The 24,286-nt window shown below is 41.0% G+C and carries 24 protein-coding genes; 1 reads left to right on the forward strand and 23 read right to left on the reverse strand.

Features of this window, described 5'->3' with window-relative positions; translation table 11 throughout:
- Nucleotides 1-8: 8 nt before the first annotated feature.
- From FQ085_RS14200 to rpsF, 12 genes are all read right to left on the reverse strand, one after another.
- Nucleotides 9-815: a two-component system regulatory protein YycI gene (locus FQ085_RS14200; RefSeq protein ID WP_058383874.1), complete on the reverse strand. Its 807-nt coding sequence runs from the start codon at nucleotides 813-815 to the stop codon at nucleotides 9-11.
- Nucleotides 802-2,145, reverse strand: coding sequence for a YycH family regulatory protein (locus tag FQ085_RS14205; protein WP_262499807.1), 1,344 nt, complete (start codon nucleotides 2,143-2,145; stop codon nucleotides 802-804). The genes FQ085_RS14200 and FQ085_RS14205 overlap by 14 nt, the downstream gene beginning before the upstream one ends.
- Nucleotides 2,136-3,962, reverse strand: coding sequence for a cell wall metabolism sensor histidine kinase WalK (walK, locus tag FQ085_RS14210; RefSeq protein WP_058383872.1), 1,827 nt, complete (start codon nucleotides 3,960-3,962; stop codon nucleotides 2,136-2,138). The genes FQ085_RS14205 and walK overlap by 10 nt, the downstream gene beginning before the upstream one ends.
- Nucleotides 3,963-3,966: 4 nt before the next feature.
- Nucleotides 3,967-4,674 (reverse strand): response regulator YycF, encoded by a 708-nt coding sequence (yycF, locus tag FQ085_RS14215; RefSeq protein WP_058383871.1) that lies wholly within the window; start codon nucleotides 4,672-4,674, stop codon nucleotides 3,967-3,969.
- Between the two features lie 286 nt (nucleotides 4,675-4,960).
- Complete coding sequence (locus FQ085_RS14220; protein WP_149456913.1) at nucleotides 4,961-6,247, reverse strand: adenylosuccinate synthase; 1,287 nt, start codon at nucleotides 6,245-6,247, stop codon at nucleotides 4,961-4,963.
- A 131-nt stretch (nucleotides 6,248-6,378) separates the two neighbouring features.
- The gene (dnaB, locus tag FQ085_RS14225; protein ID WP_049693565.1) at nucleotides 6,379-7,734 is read right to left on the reverse strand and encodes a replicative DNA helicase; all 1,356 of its coding nucleotides are present in this window, start codon (nucleotides 7,732-7,734) and stop codon (nucleotides 6,379-6,381) included.
- A 12-nt stretch (nucleotides 7,735-7,746) separates the two neighbouring features.
- Complete coding sequence (gene rplI, locus FQ085_RS14230) at nucleotides 7,747-8,196, reverse strand: 50S ribosomal protein L9 (RefSeq protein WP_058383869.1); 450 nt, start codon at nucleotides 8,194-8,196, stop codon at nucleotides 7,747-7,749.
- Nucleotides 8,193-10,169, reverse strand: a complete 1,977-nt coding sequence (locus FQ085_RS14235) for a DHH family phosphoesterase (protein WP_058383868.1) — start codon at nucleotides 10,167-10,169, stop codon at nucleotides 8,193-8,195. Before FQ085_RS14235 ends, rplI begins: the two co-directional genes overlap by 4 nt.
- A 14-nt stretch (nucleotides 10,170-10,183) precedes the next feature.
- Nucleotides 10,184-11,143 carry a YybS family protein gene (locus tag FQ085_RS14240; RefSeq protein ID WP_058383867.1) on the reverse strand — a complete coding sequence of 320 codons (960 nt, stop codon included), beginning with the start codon at nucleotides 11,141-11,143 and terminating at the stop codon, nucleotides 10,184-10,186.
- Between the two features lie 204 nt (nucleotides 11,144-11,347).
- A complete protein-coding gene (gene rpsR, locus FQ085_RS14245) occupies nucleotides 11,348-11,584 on the reverse strand; it encodes a 30S ribosomal protein S18 (RefSeq protein WP_006830564.1) in 237 nt (78 codons plus the stop codon).
- Nucleotides 11,585-11,633: 49 nt separating this feature from the next.
- Nucleotides 11,634-12,107, reverse strand: a complete 474-nt coding sequence (gene ssb / locus FQ085_RS14250; RefSeq protein ID WP_008497641.1) for a single-stranded DNA-binding protein — start codon at nucleotides 12,105-12,107, stop codon at nucleotides 11,634-11,636.
- Nucleotides 12,108-12,157: 50 nt separating this feature from the next.
- The gene (rpsF, locus tag FQ085_RS14255) at nucleotides 12,158-12,445 is read right to left on the reverse strand and encodes a 30S ribosomal protein S6 (RefSeq protein ID WP_058383866.1); all 288 of its coding nucleotides are present in this window, start codon (nucleotides 12,443-12,445) and stop codon (nucleotides 12,158-12,160) included.
- A gap of 179 nt (nucleotides 12,446-12,624) precedes the next feature.
- Here rpsF and FQ085_RS14260 point away from each other — a divergent pair, with 179 nt between their 5' ends.
- Nucleotides 12,625-13,182 (forward strand): DUF3267 domain-containing protein, encoded by a 558-nt coding sequence (locus FQ085_RS14260; RefSeq protein WP_149456914.1) that lies wholly within the window; start codon nucleotides 12,625-12,627, stop codon nucleotides 13,180-13,182.
- Between the two features lie 17 nt (nucleotides 13,183-13,199).
- On the opposite strand, the gene FQ085_RS14265 is transcribed toward FQ085_RS14260, so the two are convergent.
- From FQ085_RS14265 to mnmE, 11 genes are all read right to left on the reverse strand, one after another.
- Nucleotides 13,200-13,580 carry a gamma-glutamylcyclotransferase family protein gene (locus FQ085_RS14265; protein WP_058383864.1) on the reverse strand — a complete coding sequence of 127 codons (381 nt, stop codon included), beginning with the start codon at nucleotides 13,578-13,580 and terminating at the stop codon, nucleotides 13,200-13,202.
- 598 nt (nucleotides 13,581-14,178) lie between these two features.
- On the reverse strand, nucleotides 14,179-15,279 hold the full coding sequence (ychF, locus tag FQ085_RS14270; protein ID WP_058386809.1) for a redox-regulated ATPase YchF: 1,101 nt from the start codon (nucleotides 15,277-15,279) through the stop codon (nucleotides 14,179-14,181).
- An 88-nt stretch (nucleotides 15,280-15,367) separates the two neighbouring features.
- On the reverse strand, nucleotides 15,368-15,568 hold the full coding sequence (locus tag FQ085_RS14275; protein ID WP_058383863.1) for a DUF951 domain-containing protein: 201 nt from the start codon (nucleotides 15,566-15,568) through the stop codon (nucleotides 15,368-15,370).
- 15 nt (nucleotides 15,569-15,583) lie between these two features.
- Nucleotides 15,584-16,474 carry a mechanosensitive ion channel family protein gene (locus FQ085_RS14280; protein ID WP_149456915.1) on the reverse strand — a complete coding sequence of 297 codons (891 nt, stop codon included), beginning with the start codon at nucleotides 16,472-16,474 and terminating at the stop codon, nucleotides 15,584-15,586.
- An 18-nt stretch (nucleotides 16,475-16,492) separates the two neighbouring features.
- Nucleotides 16,493-17,206: a DUF554 domain-containing protein gene (locus tag FQ085_RS14285; protein WP_149456916.1), complete on the reverse strand. Its 714-nt coding sequence runs from the start codon at nucleotides 17,204-17,206 to the stop codon at nucleotides 16,493-16,495.
- Nucleotides 17,207-17,334: 128 nt separating this feature from the next.
- On the reverse strand, nucleotides 17,335-18,168 hold the full coding sequence (locus FQ085_RS14290) for a ParB/RepB/Spo0J family partition protein (RefSeq protein WP_149456917.1): 834 nt from the start codon (nucleotides 18,166-18,168) through the stop codon (nucleotides 17,335-17,337).
- Nucleotides 18,161-18,922, reverse strand: a complete 762-nt coding sequence (locus FQ085_RS14295; protein ID WP_058383860.1) for a ParA family protein — start codon at nucleotides 18,920-18,922, stop codon at nucleotides 18,161-18,163. Before FQ085_RS14295 ends, FQ085_RS14290 begins: the two co-directional genes overlap by 8 nt.
- Before the next feature lie 219 nt (nucleotides 18,923-19,141).
- Entirely contained in the window at nucleotides 19,142-20,008 is an 867-nt protein-coding gene (gene noc, locus FQ085_RS14300; RefSeq protein ID WP_149456918.1) for a nucleoid occlusion protein, read from the reverse strand.
- Between the two features lie 78 nt (nucleotides 20,009-20,086).
- Nucleotides 20,087-20,800 (reverse strand): 16S rRNA (guanine(527)-N(7))-methyltransferase RsmG, encoded by a 714-nt coding sequence (rsmG, locus tag FQ085_RS14305; RefSeq protein WP_058383858.1) that lies wholly within the window; start codon nucleotides 20,798-20,800, stop codon nucleotides 20,087-20,089.
- Between the two features lie 93 nt (nucleotides 20,801-20,893).
- A complete protein-coding gene (mnmG, locus tag FQ085_RS14310) occupies nucleotides 20,894-22,783 on the reverse strand; it encodes a tRNA uridine-5-carboxymethylaminomethyl(34) synthesis enzyme MnmG (RefSeq protein ID WP_058383857.1) in 1,890 nt (629 codons plus the stop codon).
- A gap of 22 nt (nucleotides 22,784-22,805) precedes the next feature.
- Nucleotides 22,806-24,191 (reverse strand): tRNA uridine-5-carboxymethylaminomethyl(34) synthesis GTPase MnmE, encoded by a 1,386-nt coding sequence (gene mnmE, locus FQ085_RS14315; protein ID WP_149456919.1) that lies wholly within the window; start codon nucleotides 24,189-24,191, stop codon nucleotides 22,806-22,808.
- Nucleotides 24,192-24,286: the final 95 nt, after the last annotated feature.

Consider the following 24,286-nt stretch of genomic DNA (forward strand, 5'->3'; position numbering starts at 1 on the left):
AAATCTCCCTACTCTATTTCTTCTTGTTTGTTCAATTCGATCACGCCATCTTTTACAGCATTTACGAAATAATCCTCTCGACTACCATCCTTGAGTTCTGCTTCAACATGCCAAGTCGGCACAAACATTTGCCGGTTTTTTGATACTTGTACATGTACGGAATAGCCAAGTTCTGTTTTAACGATTTTCAATCCAGGCTTCAACTTGTTTTTTTGATACAGCGTATGAATAGCTGTTACAGCTGTTACTAATTCTTTGGATTCCTGATTTTCGATAACATCTGTGAACATCGTTTGATCGTAGCGGACGATATCCCCTTGGTCGTTCCAATAAACCGTTACTTTTCCACTCTCACTAAAATAAAGAATTTCACCACCAAAGGTTTGGAAAAAAACGGCTCTGTTTTGTTCTTTATCAATTTCCCACAATTCATAAGAAGTGCCTTCGTAAACAGTTTGTTCCATGAATGCATTCAAGGCTTCTACGCTCTCTGCTTCTCCAGTTGGAGAAACCGCTTTTTCAAAGGACACCTGCAGCTGTTTTCCATCTTGAATATTAACTTGAACGTTGTCTTTTGGTGCATCTTTAGAAGTGAAGATTTTCGTCTCACCGCGAATATAAGGCATGCCTTCCAAGTTTTCAGGAAGATTTGAATACGTAATTTTATCTGCAGCTAATTTTTCATCCACTGATGATTCCGAAAGGACTTCTACGTTTTTTGCCTCTGTATAGCGATTTAAATACAGCGAATACAAAAAGACATTCAAAATAGAAAAGACAATAATAAAAATGGTTTTGGTTTTATTCCAATCCAAGTTCGCGTCCTCCCGTCAATTCACTCGTCAGCTCTGTCCAACTACCATTCGCTTTAAAATACCATGCGGGCTCAAAAACAGCTACAGTGACGACAGAATCTCCTTCTCTTCTTGTTAATGTATAGGCAAGTGTAATATCGGTTATAGTGGCTAGTTCTTTTTTATCCCCTTGGCTTAAAGCTTTCAGCACTTCTTCTCCCGACATTAACACTCTGGGCTCTTTTTCTGCTTCAGTTTCTAACTGATAGGTCGGGCGAACATAACTATAAACTTGTTCTTCGCCTTCATCTATCCCCCACTTAATATCCAAATCAGTCGTTGTGGAAGTGCTAAAGACCGGTAAATCGCCTACGTATAATTGATACTTAATTTGCTGATTTACTGAATTCATTCCTGCGAATAAATACTTATCCGTCCAACCACCATGCGCATTAACGTAGCTGAGAGAATCGAATAACAAGTCAGAGGGAATAGCTGGATCAGATGTTTCAGCTTTTGGCTGGATATAGCTAATACTTTTAGTCGTTAAGTTTTCTCTCATTAATGCTCCAGAATCGTCTGTATACTCTTGTGTCATTAAGTCCGCAGATAATCCAAGTGAAGGACTGTCGAGCAAAGCTTCAGCAAATTTTGCATTCGGCGTTTCCTCTAGTACATAATCCACACTTTCTTTCTCAACTTGGCCTTTTTGTACATAAATCGGCAAAGTGCCAATTGTTTCATCTGTTACGTAAGTTTCGTAGTTGGCAGCTTGATCTCCAATTTCCGTTTGAAATTGATCCAGATCTTCTGGACGAATATCTGCTTTGTAGATTCTTCCAGACAACGTATTGATAAAGTACAAGGTCGGTTGACCATTCGCCAGTGTTTCCCATTCGATGATAAGCCTGTCAAACGAAGATTCTGGAATTGTTGCATCCACGATATTGTTAATCGAATCAAATACAGGGAGTGGAACCAATCCTGGATAGTAAAGAACTGTTCGCTTAGAACTATGCATATAAGACGTTAACGTTGCAGGAGGTGCTTCTTCTTGTACCAATCTTATATTCTTTATTTCCCATTGCTGCAATGAATCGACCAGCACTTCGATATTGGTTTGATCGACTGTTCCAGTCACTAACTCCTCATCATGAAACAGCAGTTTTACCGGACGAACAATTTCTTCAATATTCTTAGTTTCTGCTATCGGTGTTTCTACTGTCGTCGATGGTTCAATGGTTTTGTGCGTTGGAGTGAAAGTCCAGATCGTAAAGGTCAATGCCAGACTAAGTAGAATCAGCAAAAATAAGGCAACTGACTTAATTAGCTCTACATATTTCAATCCCACTCACCTCCATCATCCATCTCGAATGGCAGCGTAAAGAATATATTGGTCCCTTTTCCGAACTTGCTCTCTGCCCAGATGACACCACCATGCGCATTAATCATTTCTTTAGAAATGGCCAACCCTAAGCCGGTTCCGCCCATTTCGCGAGATCTCGCGCGGTCGACACGGTAAAAACGATCAAAAATCCGATCGACATTTTCTTTCGGAATCCCCATGCCTTGATCACTAATTTGAATCAACAAAGATCCTTCTTCTACAGTCATATCAAAACGGACTTTGCCACCTTTTGGAGAGTACTTCAAGGCGTTGGAAATAATATTATCGATTACTTGCGTTAATTTATCGGGATCAATTTCGACAAAATACTGCTCTTTTGGTAAATGACGTTCAAAATCCACTTTGTGTGATTTCGACATTTCAAAACGATCAATAATACGATTGAAAAAGACATTAAATTCAACCATTTCCTTGCTCAATTCCGTCTCACTAGAATCCATTTTCGATAATTTCAACAAATCATTAACAAGTCGAATCATTCGTTCTGTTTCTGTTTGTGTGACATTTAAAAAGTTTGGTGCCAAGTCTGGATCTTGCCACGCACCGTCCGCTAAGGCTTCTAAATAACTGCGCATCGTCGTTAATGGCGTCCGCAATTCATGTGATACGTTGGCGACAAATTCGCGGCGTTCCATATCAATTTTTTCCTGCTCCGTATTGTCATGCAATACAGCAATTAATCCATTAACAAAACCTGTTTCCTTTTGGATAACAGAGAATGTTGTCCGAAGCAAAGTGCTTTGATCATAAGAACTAAAATCGAGCGTTATAGCTTCTTTCATATCTATCAAATCTTCAAAAGTATATTCTTCATCGAGACCTAGTATGCTTGTTACAGGACGATTTATCACCGTTTCACGTGAAACATTAAGCAATTGCAATGCCGGATCATTAATTAAAATAATTCGACCTCGTCGATCAGTTGATAATACACCGTCTGTCATATTCGAAAGAACCGAAGCCAATTTACGTCGTTCACTTTCAGTAGACTGTTGGGATTCCTGCAGCCTATTTGTTAAATGGTTAAAAGCACGAGCAAGCTGGCCAATTTCGTCATCGCTATAAACCCTAACTTTGCGTGAAAAATTCCCTTTTGCCATAGCCTGCGCCTGTCTACGCATGTCGGCAATTGGTCGCGAAATCGTTTGGGCAACTAGAATACCTAAAATTGCCGTAATTACTAGCGATATGGCCGTACCAACAGCGAGTATCGAGTTAATGTCGTCCATTTGGTCATATACATTTTCAATTTCTGCCACGACGTATAAAGTTCCGAGGAACTCTCCACCGGCGGCAACAATTGGCAAGGTACGGACCCAAATACGCTCTTCACTGTCAGGATCAACATATGTCTGCTCAAGTCCGATTTCTCCGATAATGGATTGCCGCACTAAATCATTTGTTGAACGTTGACCGATCAGCGCTTGGTTTTCGATTACCGAAGACGCCAGAATACTGTACCGCGTGTTAACAACACGGATTTCACTAATATCATCCGATTTAAAACCATACAATACCGTCCGCAAAGTTTGCTCGAGCGTCAAACTTTCTTCTGTACGTTCTTTAATCATTTCTTCCCGCACACTAAATTCGATAATTTCCATACGATCTTCAATTGAATTTTCGAAATTACCTTTTAGCGTTTCTTCAAGCTGTTGAGCGAAGTACAGTCCTATGATCTGCATCGCTAGTAAAATCAGCAGAATATAAATCAAAACAAATTTCACATGTATCGATTTTAAAAAATTAAATTTTGACATTTAACTACTCCTGTTCAGGATTTCGTAAATAATACCCTACGCCACGTCTTGTCACGATCCATGCAGGATGGCTTGGATTGTCCTCGATTTTTTCGCGTAAACGACGCACTGTAACGTCTACTGTCCGGACATCTCCAAAATAATCGTAGCCCCACACAGTTTGCAACAAATGCTCACGTGTCATAACTTGTCCAATATGCTTGCCAAGATAGTGAAGCAACTCAAATTCACGGTGAGTCAGTTCGATCGTCTCGTCACGCTTTAAGACTAGATACGCATCTGGCTGAATCGTCAAAGAACCAACTTGAATATCATTTGAATTGGGTCCTTCTTCTTCAGCTGGTGCAATGTTTTGACGACGTAAATTCGCTTTGACACGGGCAATCAATTCACGTGTTGAAAATGGCTTTGTAACATAATCATCGGCACCTAGTTCTAAGCCCAAAACTTTATCGATTTCTGAGTCTTTTGCCGTTAACATAATGATGGGAAAATCAAATTTCTTACGAATCTCACGGCATACTTCCATGCCGTCACGGTTTGGTAACATGATATCCAGCAACATTAAATCCGGCTGAATTTCTTCTGCAATTTTGATCGCTTCGTCCCCGTCATATGCACATACGACGTTAAAACCTTCTTTTTTTAAGTTGAATTGCAAAATATCTGCAATTGGTTTCTCATCGTCTACAACTAGAATTGTTTTACTCATCATTTTTCTCCCCTTTTTCTTTCAACTTGACACCCTTTTTCTTACCGTTGCACATTCTTTACTACCCTATACTTTATCATTGTTCAGACTAATCCGCATCTATCTGTAGCTAAACACCGTGCCCATTCAACTGCCTAAAAATTAATTGTCTCTCTCAAAACATCAAAAAGCAGCCGCTCATAGGCGACTGCTTGGTAAAAACGATATAAGTTGAGTCAAGGGTAAAAATTGAAAAGCTCGTTAGAAGAAAACACGAAAAGCATTTATCTGCAGCAATTTAATAACATTATCTCCAAACACTTGTCACAATGTTTGTTTGGTTACGGTCAGGACCGACAGAGAAAATCGAAATTTGAACGCCTGTCAATTGTGCAATGCGCTCCAAATAATGACGTGCATTATCAGGAAGCTCGTCTAACGATTTGCAGCTCGTTACGTCTTCCGACCAACCTGGAAGTTCTTCATAAACAGGCTCGCATTCAGCAAGCATACGCAAGTTTGCTGGATATTCTGTAATTAGCTCTCCGTTATGACGATAAGCTGTACAAATTTTCACGGTTTCAAGACCTGTTAATACATCGATTGAGTTAACTGTTAGATCTGTCAAACCACTAACACGTCTTGCATGGCGGACAACTACACTATCAAACCAACCAATGCGGCGTGGGCGTCCAGTCGTAGTTCCGTATTCTTTACCAACTTCGCGGATTTGTTGACCCACTTCGTCAAACAATTCTGTTGGGAACGGGCCGTCTCCGACACGTGAAGTATAAGCTTTACAAACTCCAATAACATGCTGAATTGTTGTGGGACCAACGCCTGCACCGATTGTCACTCCACCCGCTACAGGGTTCGAAGATGTCACATACGGATAAGTTCCTTGGTCGATGTCGAGCATCACACCTTGAGCGCCTTCAAACAATACACGGCGACCATCGTCGATTGCATCGTTCAACACTTTTGATGTATCTGTTACGTATTTAGCGATTTCTTGACCATATGCATAATATTCTTCCATAATTTCTTCTGCAGTAAAACCTTCTGTTTCATAGAATTTCTCAAACAGACGATTTTTCTCTTTTAAGTTCATGCGCAGTTTTTCCTCGAACACAACGTGATCCAATAAATCCGCCATGCGAATTCCGACACGTGCTGCTTTGTCCATATAAGCAGGGCCGATGCCTTTGCCCGTTGTTCCGATTTTATTTGCTCCGCGGCGTGCTTCTTCCACTTCATCTTGCTTGATGTGGTATGGCAATAAAACGTGTGCGCGGTTAGAAATACGCAAGTTCTCCGTTGTTACGCCACGGTCATGAAGACCTTTTAACTCTTTCACAAGTGCTTTCGGATCTACGACCATGCCGTTACCGATTACAGATGTCTTATCTTTATAGAAAATCCCTGAAGGAATCAAATGCAGTTTGTACGTTTCTCCACCAAAAATAATGGTATGTCCAGCGTTGTTTCCGCCTTGGTAACGTGCAATTACTTCTGCATGTTCAGATAGAAAATCTGTGATTTTCCCTTTTCCTTCGTCTCCCCATTGCGTTCCTACTACTACGACTGATGTCATAATCCGCACCTCCGTTAGGCATATGCCCTATCTCAAACAGTTTTTATTGTACCAATTAAACGGGAAATCGTCAATACGCAACAGAAGAAAACACGAACATATAAATGTGTTACCACATTTAATGTTCGTGTTTAAAAGTCTCCACCTGATTCATGTTGACTCCAATCGATGGTAACGAATTTATTATATTCTTTCACAAATGCCAGTTTTACCGTACCCGTTGGACCATTACGTTGTTTGGCGATGATGATTTCGATCATGTTCTGATCTTCGGTTTCTTTGTCATAATAATCTTCACGGTACAAGAAGGATACAATATCAGCATCCTGCTCAATACTTCCTGATTCACGTAAATCCGACATCATCGGCCGCTTGTCTTGCCTTTGCTCGACTCCACGAGATAACTGAGACAACGCAATAACCGGTACCTCTAACTCACGAGCTAAGCCTTTCAACGAACGGGAAATATCCGATACTTCTTGCTGACGGTTTTCTCCTGAACGTCCAGGTCCTTGAATTAGCTGAAGATAATCAATCATAATCATGCCAAGTCCATATTCCTGTTTGAGTCGACGACATTTGGCACGAATATCGTTCACTCGAATTCCGGGCGTATCATCGATGAAAATTCCAGCATTTGATAAACTACCCATAGCCATTGTCAACTTGCGCCAATCTTCGTTTTGAAGTGCCCCTGTCCGTAATACCTGTGCATCGATATTACCTTCCGCACATAGCATACGCATGACGAGCTGTTCAGCACCCATCTCCAAACTGAAAATCGCGACGTTTTCGTCTGTTTTCGTTGCAACATTTTGTGCCACGTTTAAAGCGAAAGCGGTCTTACCAACAGAAGGCCGTGCAGCCACGATAATCAAGTCGTTTCGCTGAAATCCTGCTGTTACCTTATCAAGGTCACGGAAGCCTGTAGGGATCCCTGTAACGTCTCCTTTGCGGGTATGCAGCAATTCGATATTATCATAGGTCTTAACTAAAACGTCTTTGATGTGAATAAAATCGCCGGCATTCTTACGATTCGACACTTCCATCATTTTTTTTTCAGCTTCAGCAAGCAAGGCTTCTACTTCGTCTTCACGTGTAAACCCATCCTCTACAATCGTTGTCGCTACTCGAATGAGGCGGCGCAATATCGCTTTCTCTTCCACAATATGAGCGTAATGCGCAACGTTTGCTGCCGTTGGTACGGCGTTAGCGATTTCCGTTAAATAAGATAAACCGCCAACGTCCTCTAATTCTTTTTTGACAGAAAGCTCTTCTGTCACAGTCACAACATCAATTGCTTTTCCGTGATCCGCTAAATTCAGCATCGTCTGGAAAATCTTTTGATGGGCAATCCGGTAAAAATCTTCTGCCATGACGATTTCAGCAACCGTGATCAGAGAAGGTGGTTCTAAAAAGATGGCACCAATCACCGATTGCTCAGCTTCATGGTTGTGCGGGGGGACACGATCTATCGTTTCGTTCATCGGTGTCTCACCTTACGCTTCTTCGGTAACGTGAACTCGAAGTGTAGCGGTCACATCCTGATGCAATTTTACAGGAATATTCGTATAGCCAAGCGCGCGAATGGCATCGTCTAATTCCATTTTACGTTTGTCTAATTTGATACCATTTTTCTTCTCAAGAGCTGTCGCTACTTGTTTCGTCGTAATTGATCCGAAAATACGTCCGCCTTCTCCAGATTTAGCAGTCAATTCGATTGTTAAGCTTTCTAGTTTTTCCTTCAACTGTTCTGCTTCTTGACGCTCTAGGTCAGCTTCTTTTTGCTCTTTTTTCTTTTGTCCGTCCAATTTGCTAATGGTTGCTTGGTTTGCTTCAATCGCCCAATTGTTTTTCAATAAGAAGTTATGCGCATAACCATCCGCTACGTTTTTAATTTCACCTTTTTTACCTTTACCTTTTACGTCTTTCAAAAATATCACTTTCATTCGTTTGTTCCTCCTTCAGTATCTTCTAAAATTACCGCTTTTAATTGTTCAACGGCTTGTTCGATTGTGGTATTCGGCATTTGAGTGGCCGCATTGGTTAAATGACCGCCCCCACCGAGATTTTCCATAATAATTTGAACGTTGACTTCACCTAGTGACCGTGCACTGATGCCAATGCCACCTTCTGTACGCTCAGCGACCACAAAGGATGCATTAACATCTTTCATCGTCAGCAGGATATCTGCTGTTTGAGCAATCAGAACAGGACTGTAAACGCGGTCAGACTCACCTCTTGCAATAGCAATGCCTTCACCGGCAAATTCTACTGTCTGAACGATTTTCGCACGTTCCACATACGTTTCCAAATCTTCTTTTAGAATGCGTTGGACGAGCACCGTATCAGCTCCGTTCGAACGCAAGTAAGACGCAGCTTCGAATGTTCGAGCTCCTGTTCTCAGTGTGAAGCTCTTCGTGTCTACTATAATACCAGCCAACATCGCTGTCGCTTCAAGCATTGATAACTTTTCATGCTTTGGCTGATATTCGATGAGTTCAGTCACCAATTCAGCTGTTGATGACGCATAGGGCTCCATATAAACAAGCATTGTATTGGTAATAAATTCCTCGCCTCTTCGGTGATGGTCAATTAAAACAACGCGTTCCATCCGTTGCAGCACACGTTCATCGATGACCATCGATGGTTTATGCGTATCTACGACCACAAGCAGTGAATGCTCGGTCATATTTGCTAACGCTTCTTCAGGCGTGATAAACTGCGCAAACAGTTCAGGGTCCCCTTCAATGGCTTCCATCAACCTCATGACGCTACGATCGTATTCATCAAAATCAAGAATAATTCGTCCTTTGACTTTATTCATGGCCGCCATTTTTGCTACACCCACTGCAGCACCAATCGAATCCATATCCGGCATTTTATGGCCCATGATAAACACTTGATCACTTTCTTGAATCAAATCACGCAGCGCATGCGAAATAACGCGCGCCCTGACACGTGTTCGTTTTTCAACCGGATTGGTCTTGCCACCATAAAATTTCACTTTTCCACTCGGATGTTTAATAGCGACTTGGTCTCCACCACGTCCGAGAACTAAGTCAAGTCCTGACTGAGCCAGTCCACCAAGCTCAACTAGCGACGCAGAACCAGCACCTACACCGATACTCAACGTCAGCGCTAAATTATCTTTAGATGTGACTTCACGAATATCATCCAAAATAGCGAATTTCGACAACTCCAGCTCTTTTAAAATCGATTCATTGAAAACAGCCATAAAACGCTCAGAAGAAATGCGTTTCACGAAAATGCCATGCTTTGCGCCCCATTGATTGACGAGCGACGTTACTAAACTACTTAAATTACTCCGCGTCTGGTCGTCCATTCCTTGTGCAAGTTCATCGTAATTATCAATGAATAAAATACCGATAACGGTACGATCCGCGTAATAAAGCGTCTCAATCTCTACCTGCTCCGTAATATCAAAAAGATAAAACAAGCGATCGTCCGCTTTATAATAGACACGGTATTTCCGATCTCCTAACGCGATCGTCATTTCTGTCGTTTCTTCAGATTTTACTAATGGATGAAAATCATCAGAAAGTGTATAAAGTGACTCTCCAATTAATGAATCGTACTTAAGGGTCGAAGTCATATAGGGATTTGCCCACTCAATATGATAATGTTCATTGACTAGCAAAATTCCGATTGGCATCTCGAGCAATGCTTCCTCGCCGACTTTCTTCATTCGGTAAGACAATGCTTCAATGTGTTTTTCAGTAGCCTCATAGACTCTTTTTTCTGTTACCCAAGTTATGGTAAACACTAGCACAAAAAGCAGTATAAAGATGCCAGCTGCCCATTCCGACCAAAGTGAAATTAGAATGGATGCGGCCATACCAAGAACTAGCAAGGCGATAAGTGGATATCGAAGTTTTCTTTTTCTGAAAAAAGCCGACATTATTCTTCAGCTCCTTATTTTCCTTTAAATTCGTGCGCTCGCTTGACCCACCCACGGATATCAAATCCAAGGTCTACGATTCCGACAATACTCGTGAATGACTGCAATGGAAATGCCAACAATGTCACCAGTACGGTTACCCATTTCGGCCAATTTTCCTGATGGATGTAAAAATGATAAAAAGAGACACCTTGCAGGAATAATAGGAATTGGAGCAGCACGGATGCATTAATGAAAACCATATATGCCATTGTTCCGGGTTCAAAGTCCGATAATAATGACACCAGCAACACGATTAAATAATACCATAAAACAGATTTTGGTAATCGCATATTTCGAAAAGGTGGAAACTTAGGAGCTGTAATGCCAACACGTTTTAATATAGGCAACACAATTAATAGCAACACCCATACCGACATGAAAACACCCAATACCAATAACACAGGCACTAAAGTTTCGAACGACTGCTGCAATTGAACAACCAGTTCGTTGTATTCTTTTATCGAAGCTTCGGAAGCTCCTAAACTTTTCATCATTGAACCTGTCTGCTCATAAGATTCATCGAACATCACCATAAATTCTTCTAATACATTGATACCAAATAGTACAATCGAAGCCACATATTGAATCATCAATGATGCTAAAAGAACGATACTGGCACCCATGAACATGAATAATTTACTTTTCTTATAATAAATTGAAAGACCAATTGCTAAGCCGAGTGGTACATGAATTAACGCTAGTGGTACTGATAAAAGACCACCAATGATAAACGATAGCACCAGACAGACCAACGCAAAAAGAGCAGAAGCTTTCCACGGATACTTCGCGCTGTACCAAGCGACGGGCAATGCGAGAATTAACGTACTGACTATACTCAAAACGGGCACATATACCGAGATTGCTAGCAAGACTGTAAACACTGCTGCCATCATTGCCCCGTTTGTAAGTTGTCGTGTTTGTTGATTTTGCATATGACTGTTTTTCCCCTTCTTTCGGGTAGATTTCATCCTTGTAATTGTACCATGATTCAAGAACCTGAACAAAACGAGCAGTACCATAGAAAGCCATAGCTACTTTGAATCCGATGAAGACACTAAAACACTCTTCTACGACTAATGCTGTCTATTTCAGCACACAAAAAAAAGACCGGTTTCCCGGTCTTTTCAGAATCATAATTATCTTTCTTCCGCAACAAACGGTAGAAGTGCCATGATACGTGAGCGTTTAATAGCGATTGTCAACTTACGTTGCCATTTAGCGCTAGTGCCTGTAACACGACGTGGCAAGATTTTCCCTCTTTCAGAAATGAATTTCTTCAAAAGATCAGTATCTTTATAGTCAATGTGCGTGATGTTGTTGGAAGTAAAGTAACAAACCTTTTTCCGTTTTTTTCCTCCGCGACGTGGTGCCATATCGAATTACCTCCTTTACTTAATAGTTAATCGTCAGTTCCAGTCCATCTTAGAACGGTAAATCGTCATCCGATACTTCGATCGGACCGCTACCGCTTGAGAATGGATCTTCATCTACACGAGTATGGTTTTGCTGACTTGGGCTCGGTGATTGGTTCTGTTGATAGGAAGGCTGCTGCCCTTGTGAACGATCCGTATTAGCGCTTTTCGGTTCAAGGAATTGAACACTGTCCGCTACTACTTCTGTTGTATAGACGCGTTTCCCGTCTTGTCCCTCGTAGCTACCAGTCTGGATGCGGCCTTCAACACCAGCCAAGCTCCCTTTTTTCAGGAAGTTCGCTGTATTTTCAGCTTGTTTGCGCCAAACAGTACAATTAATGAAATCAGTTTCGCGTTCACCTTGAGCGTTGGAGAAAGTCCGATTTACAGCAAGTGTAAAACGAGCAACTGCCGCGCCGCTTGGTGTGTAACGAAGGTCTGGATCTTTTGTCAGTCTTCCGACTAAAACAACTCGGTTAATCATCAGAATTCAACCTCCTTCAAGTCAAAAAAATTTCAGTGCCAGTATCCTGTTTACGCGTCTTTGCGTACAGCGATATGACGAATAATGTCTTCGTTAATGTTCGCAAGACGTGTGTATTCGTTGATAGCTTCAGAACCAGAATTGATTTTAACGATCTGGTAGAAACCTTCACGCAAATCGTTGATTTCATAAGCTAAACGACGTTTACCCCACTCTTTCGACTCGATGATTTCAGCGCCGTTAGAAGTAAGGATGTCGTTAAAACGCTCAACTAGAGCTTTTTTCGCTTCCTCTTCAATTGCAGGCTGAATGATATACATTAATTCATATTCTCTCATCGTGTTGTCACCTCCTCATGGACTTGGGCCCTGCTGTATCCAGCGGGCAAGGAGCAAGCAATTCATAAATATTACTCACATCACAGTATTGTATCATAACTACAAAGCTCCCGCAAGCATGATTTTCCATTTGAAATCATCTATACTTTTCTGCATAGACTGTTAAAGGATGTGAAACGATGCCCCCTAGCCATATTATCGAATTGAAAATGGACGAGATCGCGCCAAAAGCACTTGGATTCAATGTAATCTTGTTGTTTGCATTTGCAGCTGCTTATCATTTCTTCAATGAATCTTTATCGTTTCGTTTTTCATTGACTGCCATTTTGTCATTTCTACTCGGCTATGTGGTTTTAATTGTCGTGCATGAGCTTTTTCATTTGATTGGTTTTGTACTGTTTGGAAAAGTTCCAATTTCTTCGTTGAATTATGGTGTCAATTTGAAACTGGGTATTGCTTACGCTACTACGACTAAACCCGTTCAAAACCATGCCATGAAGAAAGCATTACTGCTTCCTTTTTGGACGACTGCTTTTCTTCCTACGATGATAGGATTTTTGTTTGATAGCCAGGTTCTCGTTTTATTAGGCGCTATGCTTACTGCAGGAGCTTTTGGCGACTTTATCATGTATCGTGAATTGCGCAAAGAAAAAAGCGCGGCATGGGTCGTTGATGACCCTTCACTGCCGCGCCTCCATATTTACAATCAGTATCCCAAAAACGACAGCACCGATTAATCGGTGCTTTTCTTTTCTTATCTAACCAGATGAGTAACTTCCCATTTCCCAGTCAAAATTTGTTTTTTTACTAACTTTTCGTCTTTTGCTATATAAACAATTGTTTCGAAAGATTTGTTGCCCGCCTCTACTTCAATCGTTACCTTATCGTATAAATCTGTTTCAGGATTTCCAGAATAATCCTCAAGATAGTCTAAAGCTGGCCATAAAACATCCGGGATGTCGTAAATCTCCCCTTCAATTTGACCAGCACCCGATAACACCATTGCCGGATAACCCATTCCCGTGTCGTACAAAGTTCCTTTTGTTACCGCTTGTTCCTCCACCAATTCAGCTTCTTCCAAATAACAATGATACTTCCCGCCGCGCTTAAGCGTTCCGTATGCAAATAACAACATTTCCTATTCCTCCATACAAAAACCGGATGCGGCAAGGCACCCGGTTGCTTTTTTAGTTTTGTCGTGCTTTGAAACTAGATGCTTCGATAGATAACAATCATTGCAGCTTTTGGACTTATCTAGCTGCGGTAGCCAGATTCTCGGGTCATAAGTCAACCCAGCTACATGGCAAAAAGCGCCACTTTGCTGGTTCGCCTTATGCCTGTCGAATCTTAACGGCCATCCTCGCTTTTAGTCTTATCCAGCTCCGGTAGCCAGATTCTCGGGTCATAAGTCAACCCAGCTACGTGGCAAAAAGCGCCACTTTGCTGGTTCGCCTTATGCCTGTCGAATCTTAACGGCCATCCTCGCTTTTAGTCTTATCCAGCTGCGGCGCCTAGTCCCTCGAGTCGCTTCGACCCTGCCTGCAATGGCAAAGTACGCCATTACCTGCAAGGTCTCCAGCGCTTGTCGGGACTGAACAGGCGCCTCCGCTTTTAGATTTATCCAGCTGCAACGACCTGCTCCTCGGGTCATAAGCCACTCTGGCTGTGCGGCAAAGAACGCCGCTTCGCCAGATCGTCTTACGCCTGTCGGAGCATAACGGTCGTTTCCGCTTTTAGACGTTAAATCTAAATAGCATGACGTCGCCGTCTTTGACGATGTATTCTTTGCCTTCTTGACGTACTTTCCCTGCTTCTTTTGCTGCTGCCATTGATCCGATTTCGACCAAGTCATCGTAGGCAACTGTTTCGGCACGGATAAATCCGCGTTCGAAGTCAGAGTGAATAACGCCGGCACATTGTGGAGCTTTCATGCCTTTTTTGAATGTCCATGCACGCACTTCTTGAACGCCCGCGGTAAAATAAGTTGCTAATCCGAGCAAGCTGTATGAAGCTTTGACCAATTGGTCCAACCCAGACTCTTTAATGCCCAACTCTTCAAGGAACATTTCTTTTTCCTCGTCTTCAAGTTCAGCCATTTCTTCTTCGATTTTCGCACAAATAACGATGACGTCTGCATTGTCTTTTGCAGCAAAATCACGAACTTGTTGAACGTATTCGTTACTGTCAGCATCTGCAATTTCATCTTCTGAAACGTTTGCCACATAAAGCATCGGTTTGATTGTCAATAAATTCAAACCTTTTGCAATTAACAGCTCATCATCCGTAAATTCGATTGAACGTGCCAATTGGCCATTTTCAAAAGCTTCGCGTAATTTCATCAGGACTGGCTCTTCTGCAACAGCGTCTTTGTCTTTTTGTTTTACTAACTTCGCTGCGCGGGCAATGCGTTTTTCGATGCTTTCCATATCTGCCAAGATCAATTCCAAGTTAATCACTTCAATATCAGAAATCGGGTCTACTTTTCCGGTTACGTGCGTGATGTTATCATCAGCAAAACAACGGACCACTTGGCAAATTGCATCTACTTCACGGATATGAGACAAGAATTTATTTCCTAATCCCTCACCTTTACTAGCACCTTCTACAATTCCTGCAATATCAGTAAATTCAAAAGCCGTCGGTACAGTTTTTTTCGGATCTACTAATTCCGTCAATTTGTTAAGACGCTCATCTGGAACTTCAACAATCCCAACGTTTGGATCTATTGTACAGAACGGGTAGTTTGCCGCTTCGGCACCCGCTTTAGTTATTGCATTAAATAATGTGGATTTCCCCACGTTTGGTAATCCTACAATCCCTGCAGTTAATGCCATAGGATGCACAACCTTTCCTCTATATAAAACGAATTATTTTTTACACAACCATTTCATTATAAGAACGAAACCTGGAATTGTCCATTTTTCATTCTGTTTCGGACTTAATTAGAATCTTTTTCATCTTTTTATTAAACTCCATACGCGGCAACATGACGCTATGTTGACACCCCTCACACTTAATGCGAACATCCGCTCCCATGCGAATAATTTTCCAGGCATTGGCTCCACAAGGATGGCCTTTTTTCATTTCAACTATATCGTTCAGCCCAAACTCCTTCATTTCCATGAGTCTGCCTCCCTTTTACGTTTTAACATTTCTTGCTGTGGTCACTTCTTCTGGAGATCGCTGCATCATTACCATACGCGGATAAGGAATTTCAACTCCACGTTGGTCCAAAAAGTCCTTCAAATCGCGACGCATTCCTCTCGCGACAGCAAAATGCTGCATTGGTAAAGTTTCTGCTGTAATCCGCATAACAATTTCAGTTGTCGTTAAATTTTGAACACCTAATAGCTCCGCTGGCTTAATAATCTGTTCATAACGATCTTGCAAACCATTCAAAAATTCCATTATGAGCTTTTCAACGCGCGTAATATCCGATTCATAAGAGATGTTGACATCGACCACTGCGATAGAATTGTGAATTGAAAAGTTTACAACGTCCATTATGTTGCCATTCGGGAAGATAAACAGTTCACCCGTCCATGCTTTTACTTTGGTCGTACGTAACCCGATTTCTTCCACGGTTCCTTCGGCAGCACCGATTCGAACATAATCACCTACAGAAAATTGGTCTTCAAAAATAATAAAGAAACCCGTAATCACATCTCGTACTAAGTTCTGAGCACCAAATCCGACTGCTAAACCTAACACACCAGCACCTGCAATCAAACCGGTAATATCAATCGTGAAAGTTGACAAAATGGAAACTGCCGCTATGAAATACACGACATACGCCACGACGTTTGATAATAATTTTGATAAAGTTTGCTGTCTTCGCTCGTTATAAAGTAGCGGACCTTTAATACGTACAGAAAAAGTTTTTCGAATCAATACACGTAATACTTTCACCAGTACAACCGCAGCTACAGTAATCAACACGACTTTTAATAAAACAATGATTAGACCTATCCACATTGCTTCGTCCGCGAGAACATTAAAAATTCGTTGCATCATTTTCTCAACGCTCACTCTTTCACCTTCCCACACTTACATCAAATTAAATTTATAAATAATTGTAACGACCACTCCAACAACAACTATACCTGGCAATAAATTCGCTACTCTAATTTTTGTTACACCCATCATATTCAGACCAATTGCAAAGATCATCACTCCACCTGTTGCACTCATTTCCAATATGAACATATCGAGTGCTACATCAGGAATTGCTAAGCTAATTTGAGTTGCAAACAAGGCGATTAATCCTTGATAAACAAATACTGGAATCGCTGCAAGCATAACACCAAAGCCAAGTGTAGAAGCTAAAACGATGGAAGTAAATCCATCAATTATCCCTTTTGAAATTAATACGCCATGCTCATTACTCAAGCCACTTTCCATTGCTCCGATGATTCCCATTGCTCCAATTACAAATATTAAAGTAGCTGTTACAAATCCTTGAGCAAGGCTGCCATTACTTTCTTTAGCTCCAAGCATGCGTTCAATCCAATGACCAAAATCGTTCAACTTACCTTCTAAGTTTGCCCATTCTCCAATAACTGCGCCCAACACTAAACTAATAATAACAATTATAAAGTTTTGACTTCCCAATCCCATTTGTAGACCAAGCACAATTACTGCTAAGCCAATAACATACATGACCGTTTCTTTCATGTTGTCAGAAATATTGCGAAGAGCTCTTCCAAGAATGGTTCCCACTACAATTAAAACAGCGTTTATTAACGTCCCTAAGAGAACCACTACATTTCTCCTCCTCTACAAGTTTCCTCGTCTACTGCAAGACAATCTTCTCCCTCTTTTCAACGTTCTATTTGGTTTCTCACTTATCAAAAACAGAACCTATTCCCTTTCTAAGGAATAGGCACTTGTCAGCTTAACAATTCCAAAATTCGCTCCAGGTCATCTTCAGAGAAAAATTCAATTTCTATTTTTCCTTTATTCTTATTTTTTTTAATCTGGACTTTTGTGCCAAAACGATCTCTTAGTTCAGATTGTTTTTCTTCTATAAAAATATCTCTCTTTTTTTCAATTGTTTCACGTGGAACATCTTCATTTAAACGCTGTACCAAATTCTCTAGCTGACGAACGTTCAAGTTTTCTTTAACCACTTTTGTGGCTGTTTCTAAAATGATTTTTTTGTTTCTCAAGCCAAGAAGTGTACGCCCGTGCCCCATTGACAATTCCTTGTCAGAGATAAGTTTACGTACCGTATCAGGCAACGCTAAAAGCCGAATATGATTGGCAATATGCGGACGACTTTTACCTAAGCGAAAAGCAAGTTGTTCTTGCGTTAAGTTTAATGCTTCCATTAGTTTCTGGTAAGCTTCTGCTTCTTCAATTGGCGTTAAATCTTCTCGTTGAAGGTTTTCCAATATAGCAAGTTCCATCATTTGTTGGTCCGTCAACTCTTTAACAATCGCCGGAACTTTTTTCAACTTAATCAATTTTGCTGCCCGGAAACGACGTTCACCAACAACCAATTCATATTTTTCTCCCACTTTTCTTACAACAATCGGCTGCAAAATCCCATGTTCTTTAATAGATTCTGCCAACTCCTCCAAAGCTGCTTGATCGAAAATTTTTCGTGGTTGATACGGATTTGCTTGAACTTCACTTGTATTAAGTTGATTTACTTTGTCTGCATCATTGCTTGCCTCTCCTGGAAACAACGCATTGATGCCTTTCCCTAAACCTTTAGCCATTATCAATCACTTCCTTCGCCAATTCTAAATACACTTCTGCGCCTCTGGATTTTGGATCATAGATAATAATTGGCTCTCCGTGGCTCGGTGCTTCACTCAATCTTACGTTTCTAGGAATAATAGTTTTATAAACTTTATCTTGGAAGTATTTTTTCACTTCATCAATTACTTGCATCCCTAGGTTTGTTCGTGCATCGTACATGGTCAATAAGACACCATCAATCATCAAATCGTGATTTAAATGTTTTTGCACTAAGCGAATTGTGCTCAATAATTGGCTCAACCCTTCTAATGCATAGTATTCACACTGTACCGGAATAATAATTGCATCAGATGCTGTTAAAGAGTTTAAAGTTAGTAATCCCAATGAAGGTGGACAATCGATGATTATGTAATCGTACATATCTTTGACTTCTTCCAGTGCATTTTTCAAGCGAGCTTCTCTTGAAATGGTAGAAACTAATTCAATTTCAGCTCCAGCAAGAGAAATTGTCGCCGGAACTACATGTAGATTCTCCACTTTTGTTTCCATTATTGTGCTTTTCACATCTATATCGTCAATTAACACTTCGTAAATGCATTTATCCACGTCGCCTTTGTTGACTCCTACCCCACTGGTCGCATTTCCTTGAGGATCTACATCTATTAAAAGAACTTTTTTGCCTAAATATGCAAGGCAGGCACTTAAATTTACTGAAGACGTTGTTTTTCCTACGCCGCCCTTTTGATTGGCGATCGCAATAGTTCTACCCACACTTGCACCAACTTTCTCTATTACTTTCTTTATTTTACTGCGGAATCTTTGTTTTAGCTATTTTATTACTTATAAAGCACAGCATTTTCAAGGAATAATTATAGACAAAAATCATAACTTTGACTTATACTAGCTTCCATTTTTCTATTGTATCAAAATTTTTCAACAATACGACGATGGAGCCATTAAAAAAACTCTTTCCATACAGGAAAGAGCTTCTCATGATTTTTTTTTCGGAATTTTTACTGTGATTTGATAATATTCTTCGTATTCTTCTTCTTCTGTTGTTAAATCAATGCCGCTTTTAGTAACCATACTCAGTGATTCTTTAATCGTGTTCATTGCAATTCGCATATCTCTGCTAATTGCTTTTCTTCGGGCCTTTGGTTTTTTTGGCTCATTTGAAAGCAACTTACTGACTTTTATCTCTAATTGCTTTACATTTAAACTTTCTTCAATCGTTTCATCAAACAGCTTTTTTTGCTGCTCTGCATCTTTTACTTGTAACAATGCTCTAGCATGTCGTTCTGTTAGTAATCGCTTTAACAATGCCGTTTGAATTTCTTCAGGCAACTTTAGTAACCGTAGCTTGTTGGCAACTGTCGACTGTCCTTTACCTAGACGCTGCGCCAAAGCTTCCTGCGTAATTTCTTGTATATCAAGTAAATTACGATAAGCATGTGCCTCTTCTATCGAGGTAAGCTCTTCACGCTGAAGATTTTCAATCAAAGCTATAGACGCAGTTTCTTTGTCACTCAAATTCCGGATGATGGCTGGCACTTCTGTCCATTCGAGTGATTTCATTGCACGAAAACGACGTTCTCCTGCAATGATTTCATACTCTCCTTCAACTTCAGACTTCCTAACTACGATTGGTTGAATCACTCCATGAACATGAATTGTCCGTGCAAGTTCTTCAATTTTTTCTTGATCAAAAATTGTTCTTGGCTGAAATTTATTTGCATGTATTTTGTCGAGCGGTAATTTGAGTACTTCTTCTGAAGACTTGTGTTCTACCGCTTCTTTTTTTGCTGTCTCATTTGCTTTATCGCCGCCTCCGAAGAAACGTGAAAAAGGACTTTTCACCTTCAAGCACCACCTTTTACAAGCTCACTTAGCTGTTAAATCTTGATCACTGTTATTTTAAATGTTTCACGTGAAACATTAAGAGATAGGTGATTTGTTTGGAATTCCAGCTTTTCGCGGATATTTCTTTGGTGTGTCTTTGAACTTTTTAAAGACTTGAATGTACCGTTCGCTTTCCTCTATAGGCAACAAGAAAGAGTGAACAGCTTCTAGTTTTACGCCAAGTTTCTGCAATGCTTTTTCCGCATCTTCCAATTCATCCGCCGCTGAAGCAGCTTTCATTGCTGCAAAAACTCCGCCCTTTTTAACTAAAGGCACACATAACTCGGCTAACACTGACAAACGAGCTACAGCACGAGCCGTTACGACATCGTATTTTTCGCGGTGAATAGACTGTCCGAAATCTTCTGCTCTTGAATGAATAAATTGTACTTTGGTCAATTCAAGCTCTTTACTTAAATGCTCTAAAAACTGAATTCGTTTGTTTAAAGAATCAACGATTGTAATTTCGATATGTGGAAAACAAATTTTTAATGGGATACTGGGAAATCCGGCTCCGGCACCCACGTCACAAATTTTCATTGATTTTGTGAAATCTAAATAAAATGCTGCTGTAATCGAATCGTAAAAATGCTTTAAATAGACAGCGGGTTGTTCGGTTATGGCTGTAAGATTCATTTTTTCGTTCCATTCGACCAATGCCTTATGATAAATACGAAATTGCTCTAGTTGTTGTTCAGTCAAGAAGATTCCTTTTTCACTGAGAGCATCTTTAAACTGTTGTTCGTTCAAACTGACTTCCCCCTTCTTGCAAGTTTTTTATGTAAAAAAGAAATGAGCTGGTGTGAGCCAGCCCATTCTGTTGTCTAGCTTATGGCTTTACTGTCATACTGAGATTTTCGCAATCTTTCCTTGTTCAATATACACCAATAAGATGGATATGTCAGCCGGATTCACACCTGAGATGCGAGTAGCTTGTGCGATAGACAGCGGACGAACTTCTGCAAGTTTACCTCGAGCTTCAGTCGCAATTCCGGAAATCGCATGATAATCAATATTATCAGGAATTTTTTTGTTCTCCATTTTTTTAAGTTTATCGACTTGTTGCAACGACTTCTCGATATAGCCTTCATATTTAATATGGATTTCGACTTGTTCTTTTACTTCAGCTTCCAATTCTATCGTTGAAGCTGTCAGTTGTGAAATCATGTCATAAGTCATTTCCGGACGTTTCAATAAATCCGCTCCGCGAATACCGTCTTTCAATTCACTGCCGCCTGCGTCACGAATCACTTGCTGAGTCGTTTCGTTTGGCTTTATCATAATGCCTCTCAAACGCTTAATTTCTTCTTCAATACGCTCTTTTTTCGCAAGGAATTTCACATAGCGTTCTTCTTTAACCATGCCGATTGCATAAGCCAGTTCCGTTAAACGCATATCTGCATTGTCATGACGAAGCAATAAGCGATATTCTGCACGAGATGTTAACAAACGATAAGGTTCGTTTGTCCCCTTTGTTACCAAATCATCAATTAAGACACCGATATACGCGTCAGAACGACTCAAAATAACTTCTTCTTTGCCGAGAACTTTCGCTGCTGCATTGATTCCCGCCATTAGTCCTTGACCAGCTGCTTCTTCGTAGCCAGACGTTCCGTTAATTTGACCAGCCGTATAAAGATTTTCAATTTGTTTTGACTCTAATGTTGGCCATAATTGCGTCGGAACGATGGCATCATACTCGATGGCATAACCTGCACGCATCATTTCAGCCTTCTCAAGCCCTGGAATCGATTCTAACAGCTTCCGTTGGACATGTTCAGGCAAACTTGTTGAAAGACCTTGTACGTAAACCTCGCGCGTATTACGCCCTTCAGGTTCTAAGAAGATCTGGTGACGTGGTTTGTCATTAAAACGAACGACTTTGTCTTCAATTGAAGGACAATAACGCGGACCCGTTCCTTTGATCATTCCAGAATACATCGGTGATAGGTGTAAATTATCATCAATTACTTGATGCGTTTGCTCATTTGTATAAGTTAACCAGCATGGCAGTTGATCCGTGATATATTCTGTCGTTTCATAACTGAAAGCGCGAGGTACATCGTCTCCAGGTTGAATTTCAGTTTTGCTGTAATCAATGCTGTTACTGTTAACGCGCGGAGGTGTTCCCGTTTTAAAGCGGACTGTTTCAAATCCAAGTTTTTCTAGATTTTCTGCCAATTTAATGGAAGGTTGCTGATTATTTGGCCCACTTGAGTAACGCAAATCGCCAATGATAATTTCACCACGCAGAAATGTTCCAGTCGTGATAACGACTGATTTGGCACGATAAATGCCTCCTACTTGTGTGATCAACCCTTGAATTTTACCGTCTTCAACAATTAGTTCCTCAGCTATCCCTTGATGCAAGGTTAAATTTGGGGCTTCTTCCATCAGACGCTTCATTTCCTGCTGGTAGAGCACTTTATCAGCTTGTGCGCGTAGTGCGCGTACAGCTGGTCCTTTAGCGGTATTCAACATTCTCATTTGAATGTGTGTTTTATCGATCACGCGTCCCATGGCTCCGCCAAGTGCATCAATTTCACGTACAACAATACCTTTCGCCGGCCCACCAATTGATGGGTTACAAGGCATAAATGCGATCATATCCAAATTCATCGTCAAAACAAGCGTTTTAGCGCCCATTCGTGCAGAGGCAAGAGCAGCTTCCGCTCCTGCATGTCCTGCTCCTACAACGATGACATCGAACGTACCTGCTTCATATTGTGGCATGTTCGTTCATTCCCTTCGAGTTTTATTTCCCTAGACAGAACTGAGAAAATAATTGGTTAAGGAGGCCATCATCTGCGGTGTCTCCAATAATTTCCCCAAGAATTTCCCATGTTCGAGTAACGTCAATTTGAATCATGTCTACGGGAACTTCCATTTCAGCGGCCTCTATAGCGTCTGAAATGGTTTTGTGCGCCTGGTGCAGCAATGCAATGTGGCGCACATTGGACACATAAGTCATGTCCCCGGCCTCTATTTCTCCCTGGAAAAATAGAGCAGCTATCGCTTCTTCAAGTTGGTCGATGCCTTCTTCTTCGATTAACGAAGTCGTTACAAGCAATTTATCGCCTGCAAGCTTCTGTACTTGACCTAAATCTATTTTCTGCGGCAAATCGGTTTTGTTGATAACAACGATATAGTCCATGTCTTTAACTGTTTCAAACAACAATTCATCTTCTGGAGTCAGTGCTTCTGCGTAATTCAGCACGTAAAGAATCAAATCTGCTTCCTTTAGTACTTTTCTTGAGCGCTCAACACCAATCCGTTCGACAATATCTTCCGTTTCGCGAATCCCAGCTGTATCAACTAAACGCAATGGAACACCACGGACATTTACGTATTCCTCTATTATATCACGGGTTGTTCCCGCTATTTCGGTGACAATGGCTTTATTCTCTTGAACAAGGCTATTTAATAGCGAAGATTTCCCAACATTGGGGCGCCCCAAAATAACAGTTGAAAGTCCTTCTCTCAAGATTTTTCCTTGTGATGAGGTCTGCAACAGTTTATCAATTTCCGAACGGACCCACTTCGATTTTTCTAGCATAATTGGACGTGTCATTTCTTCTACGTCGTCATATTCTGGATAATCGATATTGACTTCCATTTGAGCAATCGATTCAAGTAAAGCTTGGCGCAATGTGCCAATTAGTTTTGATAACTTGCCTTCCATTTGGTTAAGTGCAACATCCATGGCACGATCCGTTTTTGCACGAATCAAGTCCATCACTGCTTCTGCTTGAGATAAATCGATTCGGCCATTTAAAAATGCTCGTTTCGTAAACTCACCTGGTTCGGCAAGTCTTGCTCCTGCACGTAGTACCAATTCAAGCACACGATTGACCGACACAATTCCGCCGTGGCAGTTAATTTCTACAACATCTTCACGGGTAAAGGTTTTTGGTGCTTTCATGAGCGATACCATGACTTCTTCCGCTACTTCTCCTGTTGTTGGATCTTCAAGGTGTCCGTAATGGATTGTATGCGTTACTTGGGAAGCTAGCGCTCTTTTGCTTGGAGCCCGAAACAGCTTGTCCGCAATTGCAACAGCTTCAGGACCACTCAAGCGGACAATTGCGATTGCTCCCTCTCCACTCGGTGTCGATATGGCAGCGATTGTATCGAATTCCATGATGCTTCCTCCTCTTAAGAAAAGCGACAGCGGCCGTTTTGCAGACCGATATAGCTTGACAGTTGAAAAACAGCATCGCTCGTTCTGTGGATAAA

The organism is Planococcus sp. ANT_H30 (assembly GCF_008369335.1).
Taxonomy (GTDB): Bacteria; Bacillota; Bacilli; order Bacillales_A; family Planococcaceae; genus Planococcus; species Planococcus kocurii.

Excerpts from the sequence above, each read along its gene's own strand:
- FQ085_RS14220 (WP_149456913.1), bottom strand. The coding sequence starts at position 6,247 with ATGACATCAGTCGTAGTAGTAGGAACGCAATGGGGAGACGAAGGAAAA.
- FQ085_RS14290 (WP_149456917.1), bottom strand. The coding sequence starts at position 18,168 with ATGGCTAAAGGTTTAGGGAAAGGCATCAATGCGTTGTTTCCAGGAGAG.
- mnmE (WP_149456919.1), bottom strand. The coding sequence starts at position 24,191 with ATGGAATTCGATACAATCGCTGCCATATCGACACCGAGTGGAGAGGGA.
- FQ085_RS14260 (WP_149456914.1), top strand. The coding sequence starts at position 12,625 with ATGCCCCCTAGCCATATTATCGAATTGAAAATGGACGAGATCGCGCCA.
- FQ085_RS14235 (WP_058383868.1), bottom strand. The coding sequence starts at position 10,169 with ATGTCGGCTTTTTTCAGAAAAAGAAAACTTCGATATCCACTTATCGCC.
- FQ085_RS14240 (WP_058383867.1), bottom strand. The coding sequence starts at position 11,143 with ATGCAAAATCAACAAACACGACAACTTACAAACGGGGCAATGATGGCA.
- dnaB (WP_049693565.1), bottom strand. The coding sequence starts at position 7,734 with ATGAACGAAACGATAGATCGTGTCCCCCCGCACAACCATGAAGCTGAG.
- FQ085_RS14265 (WP_058383864.1), bottom strand. The coding sequence starts at position 13,580 with ATGTTGTTATTTGCATACGGAACGCTTAAGCGCGGCGGGAAGTATCAT.
- yycF (WP_058383871.1), bottom strand. The coding sequence starts at position 4,674 with ATGAGTAAAACAATTCTAGTTGTAGACGATGAGAAACCAATTGCAGAT.
- rplI (WP_058383869.1), bottom strand. The coding sequence starts at position 8,196 with ATGAAAGTGATATTTTTGAAAGACGTAAAAGGTAAAGGTAAAAAAGGT.
- rpsR (WP_006830564.1), bottom strand. The coding sequence starts at position 11,584 with ATGGCACCACGTCGCGGAGGAAAAAAACGGAAAAAGGTTTGTTACTTT.
- walK (WP_058383872.1), bottom strand. The coding sequence starts at position 3,962 with ATGTCAAAATTTAATTTTTTAAAATCGATACATGTGAAATTTGTTTTG.
- mnmG (WP_058383857.1), bottom strand. The coding sequence starts at position 22,783 with ATGCCACAATATGAAGCAGGTACGTTCGATGTCATCGTTGTAGGAGCA.
- ychF (WP_058386809.1), bottom strand. The coding sequence starts at position 15,279 with ATGGCATTAACTGCAGGGATTGTAGGATTACCAAACGTGGGGAAATCC.
- rpsF (WP_058383866.1), bottom strand. The coding sequence starts at position 12,445 with ATGAGAGAATATGAATTAATGTATATCATTCAGCCTGCAATTGAAGAG.
- ssb (WP_008497641.1), bottom strand. The coding sequence starts at position 12,107 with ATGATTAACCGAGTTGTTTTAGTCGGAAGACTGACAAAAGATCCAGAC.
- FQ085_RS14275 (WP_058383863.1), bottom strand. The coding sequence starts at position 15,568 with ATGGAAATGAAGGAGTTTGGGCTGAACGATATAGTTGAAATGAAAAAA.